The sequence below is a fragment of the Flavobacterium gelidicaeli genome, from assembly GCF_013294005.1.
Classification (GTDB): domain Bacteria; phylum Bacteroidota; class Bacteroidia; order Flavobacteriales; family Flavobacteriaceae; genus Flavobacterium.
On record NZ_JABSNK010000007.1, the window covers coordinates 146,061 to 161,120 of the forward strand.

Below are 15,060 nucleotides of genomic sequence, written 5' to 3' on the forward strand. Positions count from 1 at the left end.
ATAATATACTATGCGTGCATAATATTTTTTTTAACACTATTTCGATTTCGTAGCCCGGATAGGAGTGGTATCCTTGCTGTGGCTCCTTTAGCCACAGCAAGATAAAGCGGATAGCCGGAAATAGCTTCTAATTATTTTAAAGAATTTTATGCATAAAAGTGATTTAAAATATTTATTTTTGCTTTTCGAAAAATACACATATACAATATAAATATGAGAACGATACAATTTAGAGAGGCCATTTGCGAAGCGATGAGTGAAGAGATGCGTCATGATGAGTCCATTTATTTAATGGGTGAAGAAGTTGCTGAATATAATGGTGCTTATAAAGCATCTAAAGGTATGCTTGATGAATTTGGTGCAAAGAGAGTTATTGATACTCCTATTGCTGAGTTAGGTTTTACTGGTATTGCTGTAGGTTCAGCGATGAATGGTTGTCGTCCTATTGTTGAATATATGACTTTCAACTTTTGTTTAGTAGGTATTGATCAAATTATAAATAACGCAGCTAAAATGCGTCAAATGACTGGAGGACAATTTAATGTTCCTATCGTTTTTCGTGGTCCAACTGCATCTGCAGGTCAATTAGGTGCGACACACTCACAAGCATTAGAAAACTGGTTTGCTAACACTCCGGGTCTTAAAGTAGTTGTTCCATCTACAGTTTATGATGCTAAGGGGCTTTTAAAAGCTGCCATTCGTGATAATGATCCTGTAATTTTTATGGAGTCAGAACAAATGTATGGTGATAAAGGTGAGGTTCCTGATGGAGAATATATAATTCCACTAGGAGTAGCTGATATAAAACGTGAAGGTACTGATGTGACGATTGTTTCTTTTGGAAAAATTATCAAAGAAGCACATATCGCTGCTGAGGAATTAGCCAAAGAAGGAATTTCATGTGAGATTATTGATTTAAGAACGGTTCGTCCTATGGATTATGACACGATCTTAAAGTCGGTTAAAAAAACAAATCGTTTGGTGGTTCTTGAAGAGGCTTGGCCTTTTGCAAGTGTTGCTTCGGAGATTACATATATTGTTCAAGAACGTGCTTTTGATTTTCTTGACGCGCCAATACAAAGAATTACTACTGCTGATACACCAGCACCATATTCTCCTGTTTTATTAAAGGAGTGGTTGCCTAATGCTGATGATGTTGTTAAGGCAGTTAAAAAAGTAATGTATAAAAAATAATACATTGCAAATAATACTATTAAAGCTTCATCATACATTAGTGTGATGAAGTTTTTTTTTAAAGTTGAATTATGAAAAAATATATTTTTTTAAGTTTGTTTTTATTGATGATGGTTGCTACTAGTTTGTTTGGGCAAACTAAAGTAAGCGGTGTTATTCTTGATAAAGATAACTTGCCTATTCCTTTTGCTAATGTTGCCTTTAAAGGTTCTAGCGAAGGGATTGTTTCTAATGAAGATGGTCGTTTTTATTTAGAATCACCTAGTACTTATACTGTTTTAACAGTATCGTCTGTAGGTTTTAATGATAGAGAAATTAATTTGCTGCAAGCGGTAAGTTATAATTTAAAAGTTAAACTGGGGGAGACGGAAACGCTGAATGAAGTGGTGATTTTTACTGGTAAAACATCTAAAAAAGACAATCCTGCACTTGATATTCTTAGAAAGATTTGGGAAAGAAAGCGTAAAAACGGTTTGTATCAGTTTGATCAATATCAAATGGAGAAATATGAAAAGGTTGAGTTTGATATGAATACTATTGATAGTGCTTTCATGAAAAATAAGCTTTTCAAGGGTATGGAGTTTATTTTTGACCATATGGATACGTCTAGAGTTACTGGAAAAACCTATTTACCAATTTTTATAAATGAGACATTATCTGAAGTTTACGGAAATAATAAACTTAAAAAAGTAAAAGAGAAGCTTAATGCTAATAAAAATTCGGGCTTTAGTGATAACCAGCAAATTTTGTCTTTTGTAAAAGATTTGTATTCTGACTACGATATTTATAACAATCACTTAACTTTTTTTGACAAGAGTTTTACAAGTCCTTTATCAAAAACTGGAATTGATGTTTACAATTACATTTTAAGAGACAGTGCTTACATAGATAAAAAGTGGTGTTATAATATTGTTTTTTATCCAAGAAGAAAAAATGAGTTGACTTTTAAAGGTGACTTTTGGGTAAATGATACCACCTATGCGATTAAGAAAATTAATATGGCTGTCACTAGAAGTGCTAATATTAACTGGGTGAAAGAAATTTATATTGAGCAAGAATTTGATGTTCAAAATGATTCAGTGTTTTTATTAACACGTGATTATATGATGTCAGACTTTGCTTTGAATAAAAAAGAAGGGTCTAAAGGGGTTTATGGAAAAAGAACCACACTTTATGATAGTCATAAATTTAATATAGAGAAACCAGCCGCTTTTTATAAGGAGGAAGTTAATTATATAGATAATGATGTTTATAATCGATCAGATGAATACTGGGATGAAAACCGGTTCGAGAATCTAAATAAAGATGAAAAAGGGGTTTATAAAATGCTTGACACCCTACAAACCGTCAAGAAGTTTAAGAATTTATATAATTTAGTTTCTATTCTAGGAAGTGGATACATGCAGTTTGGTCATTTTGATTATGGACCTATATTTTCTACTTTTGGTTATAATGAGGTAGAGGGAGTTCGATTGAGAGTAGGAGGTAGAACTTATTTTGGACCTAATGATGCTTGGCGTTTACAAGGGTACACCGCGTACGGATTTGATGATAATAAATTCAAATACGGGTTGTCAGGTAAATGGATGATTGATAAAAAGAAACGTATTATTATCTCTGGAGGTAATCGTAGAGATATTGAGCAAATAGGTGCGAGTTTGACCACAACAAATGATGTTCTAGGTAGAAGTTTTGCTTCGTCATCATTGTTTTCTACAGGGAGCAACGGTAAGCTTACCAATATTAATTTGACTAATGTAGGTATCGAAATGGAGCCTATTAAAAACCTTACTTTTCAAACCGGTTTTTCTTATAGAACCTTAGAGGCAGCTTCGGATAGCTTTAGTTTGGATTATTATACTGATGCAGCCAATACAGTTGTAGAAAGTAGAGTAAAACAATCTGAGGTGAATTTTCAAGTTGAGTTTACGCCAAATAGAAAGACAATAGGTTATGGTGTAGAAAGGTCAGATGTTGATAGTCCGTTTAGTCGTTTCTATGTAAACTACAGTCATGGATTCAAAGGATTGTTAGGTAGTGATTTTCAGTATGACAGATTGCAGTTGTATTATAAGCAACCTATAATAATAGGGCCATTAGGGCGTTCTAATGTTATAGTTGAGGCGGGTAAAACATTTGGAACTATTCCGTTAGGATTGATGAGTGTGATTCCTGGAAACCAAACTTATTTTACTATTGAGAATACATTTAGTAATCTTAATTTCTATGAGTTTGTAACTGATCAATATGCTACAGTGCAATGGGAACATAATTTTGGAGGAAGACTTTTTTCCAGAATTCCGTTTATGCGCAAACTCAATTGGAGAGAGATTATAGGTGCTAAAGGAGTTTACGGAACAATCTCTGATGCTAATAGAGCAATAAATGCATCTGGCTTGACTTATGTTGCTCCAGAAAGTGTTTACTGGGAATATAGCGCTGGTATTGGTAATATCTTCAAGGTTTTTAGAATTGATTTTGGTTGGAGAGGGAATTACCTAAACACACCAGATGCTCAAAAGTTTACAGTTAAAGGTTCTTTTGGTTTTTATTTCTAATAGCTACACTACTGATTTTAGAGCTTACAGATGTAAAAGTATTTTAGTGTAAAAGCACCAATTGTTCTTAAAAACTTTGGCGTAGGCCAAAATAGTTTAACTTTGATAACAATATTTAAACTTGTAGTTGGGATTTTTATCGAAATGGATAACCTAATTAGTGACAAATAAATAAGGAAGCTTTTGCGGTATTGCGTTTTAACTGTGATAATTCTTGTAATAAAAAGGATTTTAAACTACTTTTGCCTCCGCATAAAAAGTACATAAGATAACAAAATAATAAAATGACAGCAGACAAAATAACCACTTTCGATGTTTTAATCGAAATTCCAAGAGGAAGTAGAAATAAATACGAGTACGATTTTGAAATAAAAAGAATGCGTTTTGATAGAATGTTATATTCATCAATGATGTATCCAGCTGATTACGGATTTATTCCTGAAACACTAGCTTTAGATGGAGATCCATTAGATGTATTGGTTTTATTGACTGAACCAACTTTTCCTGGATGTGTAATGGAAGTGAAGCCTATTGGTGTTTTTCATATGGCTGATGATAAAGGACCAGACGAGAAAGTAATTTGTGTACCAGTTTCTGATCCTATTTGGAATTCATTAAATGACTTGTCTGATATGAACCCACATTTAATTAAAGAAATTGAACACTTTTTTAGAGTATACAAAGACCTTGAAAACAAAACTGTTGATGTAGGTGGATGGGGAGATGTTACTGAAGCGCATGACATTATTAAAAAATGTACAGACCGTTTTAATGCATTAGAAAACAAACCAGCAGGATTATTTAGTATTAAATAATTTTACGATATAAAGTTCAAAAAGCAATATTCTTAATTGAATATTGCTTTTTTTTTATGCTTATAACTTTTTGATGCTATTTTTATTTCTTTTTTAATTGTTTTAAAAATCAGCTTTTTATTAAAGCTTGGGTTCAAGTTTTGATAATGTGTATTATTTTAAAACAGCTGAGTTTTGCCAATCTTCTGGAACAGCAAAAATTAGGTATAATAGTTTAACTTGGGGATAATCCATTCTTTAATAAATAGAAAGAGGTTGCTTCTTATTATGAAGCAACCACTTCTTTAGCATGTATGATGATATAATAAACTAAAATAATCCATTTAATTCGGCATCAATTCGATTAAAAATTGTTCCTAAATCTTCGGGATTATCTACAAAGTTAATGTTGTCTACATCTATAATTAACAATTTTCCACGATCATAAGTGTGGATCCAAGCTTCGTAGCGCTCGTTTAAGCGACTTAAATAATCTATTGATATGGAGTTCTCGTATTCACGTCCTCTTTTATGAATTTGTCCCACTAGGTTGGGAATTGAGCTTCTTAAATAAATTAATAAATCAGGAGCTTTAACTGTTGATTCCATTAATTCAAAAAGCGAAGAGTAATTTTGAAAATCACGGTTGGTCATTAATCCCATGGCAAAAAGATTGGGAGCAAAAATATGCGCATCTTCATAAATGGTTCTATCTTGAATGATTTTCTTACCGCTTTCGCGAATTTGCATTACTTGTCTAAAACGACTGTTCAAGAAGTAAATTTGCAAGTTAAAAGACCAGCGCTCCATTTGATGGTAAAAATCATCTAAGTAAGGATTGTCAACGACGTCTTCATAATGGGGTTCCCATTTAAATTGTTTTGCTAACAAACGTGTTAAAGTTGTTTTTCCAGAACCTATATTTCCTGCTACTGCTATGTGCATTACGGTGTTGTGATTTTATAATTGATAATTCCTTCTGATGTAAAAATAGCTAAAATTTGGTCTTTGTAATAGAAATTTTTAAACGTTTTTTCCAAAATTTCAAATTGTTGTATTTCTTTTTTATTTACATCTACATAAAAAAAGTTTCCGTTTTTAAAGTAGATGTATTCTTTTTCATTTAATATTTTAACCATTTCAAAATCAGGGATTTTAGCAATCAAGTTTATTTTACCAAAAATATCGCAACTATACCAATTGTTTTTTTTGTCTATCCAGTAAAAATTATTAAAGTCTGATTGCTCATATTTTGACTGATCTGGGAAAGAAGTTGAGATGTAACGGAAACTATTTTTTAGGTAATTGTAAAGTCCAATTTGCTGGTTTAAACTATCGTAAATCCACAATTGATTTTGTACTGCAATCCCGGTACTACTTGCAATAATGGGGATATTATTCTCTGTCAAATTAATTTTCTGGATTTCATTAAGTTGGTTGTCTAGTATTATGATTGTGTTAAAGTCTCCGTAAAACAGAATGATTTTAAGTGGGTTTTCTATAATTACTTGGGTAATTTTACCCAGTGAAATATTTTTGTATTCTAAGGATTTGTGGTCTTTAATTCGGTGCAAAACATTGTTTTCGATAAAATAATAAAATTGATAAGAGTCAAAACCAATAAACTGTTCCGCTTGAAATGGAAAGGTATTTATTTTAGTAATATTAACTTTTTCACTCTGCGCTTTCGCAAAAGTGAATTGTAAAACAAGGAATAAAAAAAGCAGTTTTTTCATAAAAGTAAAATTACAATAAACCGCATAATAATAAGTCGCAATCTTCGTTATTTCATTTAATATTGTTATTATAAGTTTTTTCAACTTAAAAATAAATTTTTTAGTTGAAAAATACTACTTTTACTTATCGGTTTTCACATGATGTGAAGCTTAATTTAAAACTTAAAGAATGAAAAAAATTGCTTTATTATTATCTTTATTTGCTTTTGGCTTTGTCAATGCACAGGCACCTTTAGAAAAAGGTGGGATACAATTGAATGGTGGATTAGGATCTTCAGGATGGGGAGGATTAGGATATGTGGGTCTTGATTATGGCCTTCTTCCTAATATTACTATTGGAGCGGAACTATCTTATCAATCTTGGGGAGAAACTAGATATGGTTACGATTATAGCCAAAATGCATTAGGAATACAGGCTAATGGGAATTACCATTTTAATGAATTACTTAATGTTCCAAGTAAGTGGGATGTTTATGCAGGAGCTAGTTTGAATTATTATAATTGGTTTTCAAAAAACGATGATGATAATAATAATAGTATTGTTATTTATGATAATACTCCAGATAATATTGGTTTAGGATTACATGTAGGGGGTCGTTATTTTTTCACAGATAACTTTGGTGTAAACTTACAATTAGGAGGAGGTACTTCAACTAGTGGTGTTAGAGCTGGTATCACATACAAATTGTAATTAAACAATTTAGATAATTTTAAAAAGGTTGTTTCTTTCTAGAAGCAGCCTTTTTTATGTTTTAAGTAATGGGAAACTTGCGAATTCGTAATGTTATACGAGTTCACTCTGATTAATATGGCAAAAAAAATGGCCATCTTAATAGATAGCCGTTTTTAAATTTAAGTATGTTTTTAAATTACAATCCAAAAGCTGTTTTGACTTGATCAACAAAATCTAATTTCTCCCAAGTAAATAACTCAACGTTAACTGTCTTTGTTAATCCTCCTGGTGCTGAGAAAGTTTTTGTTACCGTTTCTGGCGTACGTCCCATGTGTCCGTAAGCAGCTGTTTCGCTATAGATTGGGTTTCTTAACTTTAAACGTTGCTCAATAAAGTAAGGACGCATATCAAAGATTGCTTCTACTTTTTTAGCAATTTCACCATCAGTTAAATTCACCTTTGATGTACCGTATGTTTCTATAAAAATCCCCATTGGTTTTGCAACACCAATAGCATAAGAAACTTGCACTAAAATTTCGTCAGCTACACCTGCAGCAACTAGATTTTTAGCGATATGACGGGTAGCATAAGCAGCACTTCTATCTACTTTACTTGGATCTTTACCCGAAAATGCACCACCACCGTGTGCACCTTTACCTCCATATGTATCAACAATGATTTTTCTACCAGTTAAACCAGTATCACCATGAGGCCCACCAATAACAAATTTACCCGTTGGGTTAATGTGGTATTGAATAGTATCATTAAATAAATGAGCGCTAGCTGGATTTTTAGCAATGATTCTTGGGATTAATATTTCAATGATGTCTTTTTTGATTTTAGCAAGCATAATCGCTTCTTCAGCAAAATCATCGTGTTGTGTAGAGATAACAATCGCCTCAATACGCGTTGGTTTGTTATCCTCACTATATTCTAGAGTAACTTGGGACTTAGCATCAGGACGTAAATAAGTAATTTCATTGTTTTCGCGTCTTAATATGGCTAGTTCTTTTAGTAATTTATGAGACAGGTCTAATGCTAGTGGCATGTAGTTTTCTGTTTCATTTGTAGCGTAACCAAACATCATTCCTTGATCACCGGCACCTTGTTCTTCTGGGCTTGAGCGATCAACACCTTGATTGATATCCGCAGATTGCTCATGTATAGCCGAAAGGATACCACAAGAATTTGCTTCAAACATATATTCGCTTTTAGTGTAACCTATTTTTGAGATTACATCACGAGCAATTTGTTGTACGTCTAAGTAGGTATTTGACTTTACTTCTCCAGCCAAAATTACTTGACCTGTAGTTACTAAAGTTTCACATGCTACTTTTGAATTAGCATCAAATGCTAAAAAGTTATCGATTAATGCGTCCGAAATTTGATCTGCAATTTTGTCTGGATGTCCTTCACTCACAGATTCTGACGTAAATAAATATGCCATAATAAATATAAATTTAAAATTAACGGAGGAAAAATAATTGCGGGAAATACTAAAGTAGAGTTTCTGCTTTAGCATTTTTTCTACTGAAAATTTTTCAGCATCCATAATGAATTCATTTCATTATGAAGAGGTTGCAATCAGTTCAAATTTTTCCTCTTGTATTAGAGTGCAAAGGTATGAAACGATTTTGAATTGCAAATTAAACTTAACTTTTTTTTTAAGATAAAAGCATGACAATTGATTAAAGTGAAAAATAACGTTATTAGACTGTATTTACGATGATAAATTGAGCTCTTATTGTATTTTCAAGACGGTCATTTGATCAGGTTAAATGTGAACGTTGCTGTTTTAATTTGTAATTGAGCGCGTTTATAATAATAGTACAATCAGGGTTGTGTTTTTAAAATGAGATCTTGTTTGCTAGCCCTGATCGCAGCGGTATCCTCTTGTATTGCGCTAGCAAATACAGGAGATTTAGCGAAGAGCAGGAGTGATGTTCTTGAATACGGAATCTTCTGCTTCAAATTAATATTACTTTAGTTATAATGGTATAAATTATTTCAAGGTCTCTTTATAATTTGTTTTAATATTATTAAAAAACAACAAATACTAATAAATTTGTTAATTATGTTGAGATAGTTTGGTGGTTTGGTAATTAGTTTGCAAATTTGGAATATAAAATAATAACAATGGCTGTAATTAAACAAATGATGTGCACTAAGTTTCAGGATACTTCCTGGGAATGCTCTATTGTTTGAATCTAAATATAACTAAGATTTTTTGCAAAGCCTCCCATGATATTGGGAGGTTTTTTTTTGAAATTAATAATCGTATTAACACTAATAAATAAACTAATTATGAGTACTAATAAATTTGAAACAAACGCATTGCATGCAGGTCATGATGTAACAAAGCACGCAGGAACGAGAGCAGTGCCTATTTACCAAACTTCATCGTATGTTTTTGATAATTCAGAACATGCTGCTAATTTGTTCGGACTTTCTGAAGCTGGGTATATCTATACGAGACTTAATAATCCTACTAATGACATTCTGGAGCAACGTTTGGCTGCATTAGAGGGCGGAATAGGAGCTGTAGTGACTGCTTCAGGTACTGCGGCCATCACAACAGCTTTATTAGTGTTGTTAAAAACGGGAGACCACATTGTGGCTTCGAGCAGTTTGTATGGTGGAACCTTCAACTTATTGCAAACAACTTTACCACGACTAGGAATTACAACCACTTTTGTAGATCCTTCTGACCCAGCTAATTTTACTAAGGCAGCGAATGAGAATACAAAAGTGTTTTTTATCGAAAGTTTAGGTAACCCAAAGTTAGATGTATTAGATATTGAAGCTATTTCAGCTGAAGCAAAAGCATTAAAAGTTCCTTTAATTGTAGATAACACGGTTGCTTCTCCCTATTTACTGAATCCAATAGCGCACGGAGCAAATATTGTTATTCATTCTTTGACAAAATACATATCAGGTAATGGTACCTCTTTAGGAGGTGTTATAGTTGATGCGGGAACTTTTGACTGGAGTAGTGGTCGTTTTCCAGAGTTTACAACACCTAATGCTGGTTATCATGGTTTGGTTTATCATGAAGCTTTAGGAAACGCTGCTTTTATAGCAAGAGTGCGTATAGAAGGACTACGTGATTATGGAGCTGCTTTGAGTCCGTTTAATGCGTTTCAAATCATTCAAGGCTTAGAGACATTAGCTGTTCGTGTAAAAAGACACAGCGAAAACGGATTAGCCTTAGCGCAATGGTTAGAAAGTCAAGATCAAGTGGCTTGGGTTAATTATCCAGGATTGCAATCAAGCAAATACCACGAATTAGCGAAACGTTATTTGCCAAAGGGACAAAACGGTTTAGTGACCTTTGGTTTAAAAGGTGGTTTTGAAGCGGCAAAAAAAGTAGCCGATGATACAAAGTTGTTTTCGTTATTGGCTAATATTGGAGATACAAAATCATTAATTATTCATCCAGCAAGTACAACGCACCAACAATTATCAGATGAACAACAATTGGCTTCGGGGGTTTCTAAGGATTTAATTCGGCTATCTGTAGGTTTGGAAGATATTGATGATTTAAAATCCGACTTAAAAGCAGTTTTTGATTTTTTGTAAGAATTTATAAAGAGCGATTATTATCGATTAAAAACAGTTTTTAGGACTAAATGTAAGGTGAGTTTTATACTATTATAATCTCGGTTTATAACATTATAATATTTTGCTTAAATAAGCGTTAAAATGTTGAATATCATTAGGAAAACAGGAAAAAAATACTGAAATTTGTCTCGAGAAAATACCAAAGATGAATTTAATCATTATTGTAAATTTTAAAACTATTTCGGAATCATCCGCAAGGAAGTGATTGCCTTACATTATATCTATAATTAAGCATCAGCCTTCCTATATTATTGGAGGGCTTTTTTATTAAAATAATTTAGAATTTAAAGATAATTAATATGGGAAAACATTTTTTTAGAAATAATAAATCGCTACTGATTACCTTATTTGTGAAAATTTGTTGATACACCAAAAGTATAAGTTATTATAACTTAAACCCTTTTGGTATACACCCAAAAGGGTTTTTTTATAGTATTTAAATAGAATAAAGAGTAATAAACAAGCAAGGATAAACATAACAACAATTAAATAAGTAGACACATGGGGACAATTAGTAGAATTACCAGAGCAGTAAGTTTTTTAAAGAATTTAAAGGCTAAAAAAAATATTATAAAAATTACAGTTGATGATTTAGTTCATCCAAGATTTGGCATCAATGATACAAATGCTAATGATTTAAATAAATCGCCAAATTCGTTACAGTTTTTGATGTATTCAAAGGAAAACGATACTCTTTTTATCTAATTGATAACTAGCTATCTCTATAGTGATTTACACGCAAGTAATTTCTGAATTGTTATGTTCAGTGATGTCTTACGTTTTTTTGTTACATTATGTTTTATATCCTAAAAGGACGCTATTATTATTTGCTTGTTAAAAAAAATAATAGTTAATTTGTATCTTTAAGTTCACACACGTATTGAAATGTTATAAAGAAAGGACGAGGGATTAGACCCGATGAAGCCTTAGCAACCCTTTGAGAAATCGAAGAAGGTGCTGCATTCTACCACTCCCAAAAGTGGAAAGATAACAACAAGAATTTCTCTAGTATTCACCTAGTTTTTTCTTTTTAATATTTCCAAATACAAATCAAAATCAATAAAAGATTTGACATTGGAAAATAAACCAACACACATAGCCATACAAAATTTCACCACACACAATGGTGCTGTTTATGCTACCTTAAACTTAAGTTATCAGGTTTTTGGGGCGCCCCTGCATACTGCACCTATTATTTTAATTAATCATGCCTTGACTGGAAATTCTCAAGTGATTGGAGAGTCGGGTTGGTGGAATGATATTGTAGGCATAGACAAAACAATTGATACTCGAAAATATACCATCGTCTCCTTTGATGTGCCTGGTAATGGTTTCAACTCAGCTACCATTGAGAACTACAGAGATTTTATTGCTAGAGATATTGCTCGAATTTTTATCGAAGGACTTCGCGTTTTAAAGATTGATTCTTTATTTGCCCTTATCGGAGGTTCGGTAGGAGGTGGAATTGCCTGGGAAATTTTGGCCTTAGAGCCTAAACTGGCGCAAAATTTTATTCCCATCGCCACAGATTGGAAAGCTACAGATTGGTTGATTGCCAATTGTTATTTGCAAGAGCAAATCCTTAATAATTCTAAAAAACCAATCGAAGATGCGCGCATACATGCCATGTTGTGTTACCGCACGCCAGAATCTTTTAAGGAAAAATTCAATCGCGATATCAATGTACAACTAGAGACTTTTCAAGTGGAGAGTTGGTTGAACTATCATGGAGAAAAATTAGAGAAAAGATTTCAGCTTGCGGCTTACAAAATGATGAATCAGCTTTTAAAAACGATTGATATTACTCGGAATCACGAGTCATTGGAATTAATCATTTCAAAAGTAGAAGCTAATATTTATATCGTAGGAATTAATTCTGATTTGTTTTTTACAGCAAAGGAGAATAGAGAAACCTACATGGAAATCAAGAAATTTAAAAATAATGTATTCTACAGTGAGATTGACTCTGCACATGGTCATGATGCTTTCTTGATGGAATACGAACAATTAGACAATTTATTAGAAGTTGTTTTCAAAAATAAAAAGCAGATGAAAATAGTAAAATTTGGTGGAAAATCTTTGGCTAATGGCGAAGGGATCAATAAAGTTTTAGATATTATTGAGAGTAAAATAAAGCAAGAAGAGAAAATTGCTGTTGTTGTTTCGGCACGAGGGAAAGCAACCGATGAATTAGACGATATCTTGACAATTGCTGCCAAAAACGGGAATTACAAACCATTGCTCGAAAGTTTTAAAACCTATCAAAAGGATGGTTTTGATGCAGTCGATTTTTCGGCAGAGTTTGATAAATTAGACAAACTATTTGAAGGCGTAAGCTTGATTGGTGATTATAGCGACAAAATTAAAGACCAAGTACTAGCGCAAGGAGAAGTGCTTGCAGCAAAATTAGTAGTTTTTTTGTTAAACCAAAAAAACATTCCTGCAAAGCTGGCCGATACAAGAGAATTGATAATTACCGACTCAAACTTTGGTGATGCGCAGCCAGTAGATGCGATTTCGAAAAAGAATGTTATTCAAGTTTTTAAAGAAAATAAAGATTCGGTTTTAGTACTTACGGGTTTTATTGGTTCGAACGCGAAACAAGAAACGACTACTTTGGGAAGAAATGGGAGTAATTATACAGCATCATTAATCGCAAATTATATCAATGCTGAGGAATTGCAAAACTTCACTCATGTAGACGGAATTTACACGGCCAATCCTGAGTTGGTTCTCGATGCTAAAAAAATCGAATCGTTATCCTATAATGAGGCGAATGAAATGGCCAACTTTGGGGCGAATATTTTGCACGCCAAAACAATCATTCCGTTGTTAGAAAAAAACATTCCACTCCGTATTTTGAATACCTTCAATCATGAAAACAAAGGGACTTTAATTACGTCAAACTCTAATGCAAGCGGAATTAAAACCTTGTCTGTTTTAGAGAATGTGGCTTTGGTTAATCTTGAAGGAAGAGGTTTGTTAGGGAAAACTGGTGTTGATGCCCGTATTTTTAAAGTGATGGGTGACAATGATATTAGTGTAAGTATCATTTCTCAAGGTTCATCAGAACGCGGAATTGGTCTTGTAGTAGCGGCTGATAAAGCCACAAAAGCGATGATCGAATTAGAAAAAGAATTCGAAAATGATTTCTATTCTAAAGATGTCAATAAAATTACGGTTGTTGACAATGTATCTGTTATTTCGATTATCGGGCAAGATTTAAGTACATTTCATAAACCGTACACGGCTTTGATTAAAAACAAAATCGTTCCTATTTTATTCAATAATACCGTTACGGGTAAAAACGTGAGTTTGGTGGTTAGAAAGTCTGAACTCAACAAAGCGTTAAACGTAATTCACGGAGAAATTTTTGGTGTAGCCAAGAAAATTAATATTGCCATTTTTGGACATGGATTAGTGGGAGGAACATTGATTAACCAAATTCTGGAATCGGCAAAAGCCATTGAAAAAAGAAAAGACGTTAAGCTGAATGTTTTTGCTATCGCCAATTCTAAGAAAGTGCTTTTAAATAAAAACGGAGTTGCCGCTGACTGGAAAAACCAAATTGATACTAATGGCGCTTCGTATACTATTGATGATGTGATCGCTTATGCAAACGAACATCATTTAGAGAATTTGATTGCAGTTGATAATACTGCGAGCGCTACGTTTGTAGAAAATTATATTCCGTTAGCAGAGCATAGTTTTGATTTGATTTCGTCTAATAAAGTAGCCAATACCTTGAGTTATGGCTTTTACAAAGAATTACGAAATGTACTAGCCGAAAATCAAAAGAATTATTTGTACGAAACCAATGTTGGTGCCGGTTTACCGCTTATTGATACTATTAAGTTGCTACACCTTTCGGGTGAAAACATTACAAAAATTAAAGGGGTATTCTCAGGAACTTTGAGTTATTTGTTCAATCATTTCTCTGCCAAAGATGTTCCGTTTAGCGAAATATTAAAAGAAGCAATTGATAGTGGATTCACAGAGCCCGACCCAAGAGAAGATTTGTGTGGGAATGATGTAGGTCGAAAACTATTGATCTTAGCCAGAGAATTGGATTTACAAAACGAGTTTGATGAGGTAGCTATCCAAAATTTAATTCCGGAACACTTACGTGAAGGTAGCGCTGCCGATTTCTTGACTAAATTGAAAGAGTTTGATCCTATTTATGATAAAATAAAGAAAGATCAAAAACCGAATCATGTTTTGAGATACATAGGGGAGTTGTCTGGAGATTTACAACATGACAAAGGAATTTTGGAAGTAAAATTAGTTTCCGTACCTTCGGATACCGCTTTGGGTGGGTTAAAAGGATCGGATTCTTTCTTCGAAATCTACACAGAATCGTACGGAGACCGACCAATCGTAATACAAGGAGCTGGAGCTGGATCAGCAGTTACTGCAAGAGGCGTTTTTGGAGATATTTTGAGACTATCGGATAAGGGATAAAATGGGATATTTAGATCCCAAAA

10 protein-coding genes and 1 riboswitch are annotated in these 15,060 nt (G+C 33.0%); of the genes, 7 read left to right on the forward strand and 3 right to left on the reverse strand.

Going from position 1 to position 15,060, the window contains the following annotated elements:
- Window positions 1–213: 213 nt before the first annotated feature.
- The 3 genes from HNP99_RS12150 (at window position 214) to HNP99_RS12160 (ending at window position 4,567) form a co-directional block, all read left to right on the forward strand.
- A complete protein-coding gene (locus HNP99_RS12150) occupies window positions 214–1,194 on the forward strand; it encodes a pyruvate dehydrogenase complex E1 component subunit beta (protein ID WP_173853657.1) in 981 nt (326 codons plus the stop codon).
- A gap of 71 nt (window positions 1,195–1,265) precedes the next feature.
- Entirely contained in the window at window positions 1,266–3,752 is a 2,487-nt protein-coding gene (locus tag HNP99_RS12155) for a DUF5686 family protein (protein ID WP_173853658.1), read from the forward strand.
- A gap of 284 nt (window positions 3,753–4,036) precedes the next feature.
- Window positions 4,037–4,567 carry an inorganic diphosphatase gene (locus HNP99_RS12160; RefSeq protein ID WP_173853659.1) on the forward strand — a complete coding sequence of 177 codons (531 nt, stop codon included), beginning with the start codon at window positions 4,037–4,039 and terminating at the stop codon, window positions 4,565–4,567.
- Between the two features lie 309 nt (window positions 4,568–4,876).
- Here HNP99_RS12160 and HNP99_RS12165 read toward each other — a convergent pair whose 3' ends face one another.
- Both HNP99_RS12165 and HNP99_RS12170 read right to left on the reverse strand, forming a co-directional pair.
- Window positions 4,877–5,491 (reverse strand): deoxynucleoside kinase, encoded by a 615-nt coding sequence (locus HNP99_RS12165; RefSeq protein WP_173853660.1) that lies wholly within the window; start codon window positions 5,489–5,491, stop codon window positions 4,877–4,879.
- Window positions 5,491–6,282 carry a hypothetical protein gene (locus tag HNP99_RS12170; RefSeq protein WP_173853661.1) on the reverse strand — a complete coding sequence of 264 codons (792 nt, stop codon included), beginning with the start codon at window positions 6,280–6,282 and terminating at the stop codon, window positions 5,491–5,493. Before HNP99_RS12170 ends, HNP99_RS12165 begins: the two co-directional genes overlap by 1 nt.
- A gap of 169 nt (window positions 6,283–6,451) precedes the next feature.
- On the opposite strand from HNP99_RS12170, the gene HNP99_RS12175 reads away from it, so the two are divergent.
- A complete protein-coding gene (locus HNP99_RS12175; protein ID WP_173853662.1) occupies window positions 6,452–6,973 on the forward strand; it encodes an outer membrane beta-barrel protein in 522 nt (173 codons plus the stop codon).
- A 178-nt stretch (window positions 6,974–7,151) separates the two neighbouring features.
- Here HNP99_RS12175 and metK read toward each other — a convergent pair whose 3' ends face one another.
- Window positions 7,152–8,402 carry a methionine adenosyltransferase gene (gene metK / locus HNP99_RS12180; protein ID WP_173853663.1) on the reverse strand — a complete coding sequence of 417 codons (1,251 nt, stop codon included), beginning with the start codon at window positions 8,400–8,402 and terminating at the stop codon, window positions 7,152–7,154.
- A gap of 857 nt (window positions 8,403–9,259) precedes the next feature.
- Between metK and HNP99_RS12185 the strand changes: the two genes are divergently transcribed.
- The 3 genes from HNP99_RS12185 (at window position 9,260) to thrA (ending at window position 15,037) form a co-directional block, all read left to right on the forward strand.
- Complete coding sequence (locus HNP99_RS12185) at window positions 9,260–10,534, forward strand: O-acetylhomoserine aminocarboxypropyltransferase/cysteine synthase family protein (protein WP_173853664.1); 1,275 nt, start codon at window positions 9,260–9,262, stop codon at window positions 10,532–10,534.
- A gap of 543 nt (window positions 10,535–11,077) precedes the next feature.
- The gene (locus HNP99_RS12190) at window positions 11,078–11,281 is read left to right on the forward strand and encodes a hypothetical protein (RefSeq protein ID WP_173853665.1); all 204 of its coding nucleotides are present in this window, start codon (window positions 11,078–11,080) and stop codon (window positions 11,279–11,281) included.
- Between the two features lie 180 nt (window positions 11,282–11,461).
- A riboswitch (SAM riboswitch) is annotated at window positions 11,462–11,570 on the forward strand.
- Window positions 11,571–11,650: 80 nt separating this feature from the next.
- On the forward strand, window positions 11,651–15,037 hold the full coding sequence (gene thrA / locus HNP99_RS12195) for a bifunctional aspartate kinase/homoserine dehydrogenase I (RefSeq protein ID WP_173853666.1): 3,387 nt from the start codon (window positions 11,651–11,653) through the stop codon (window positions 15,035–15,037).
- The last annotated feature ends 23 nt before the right edge of the window (window positions 15,038–15,060 follow it).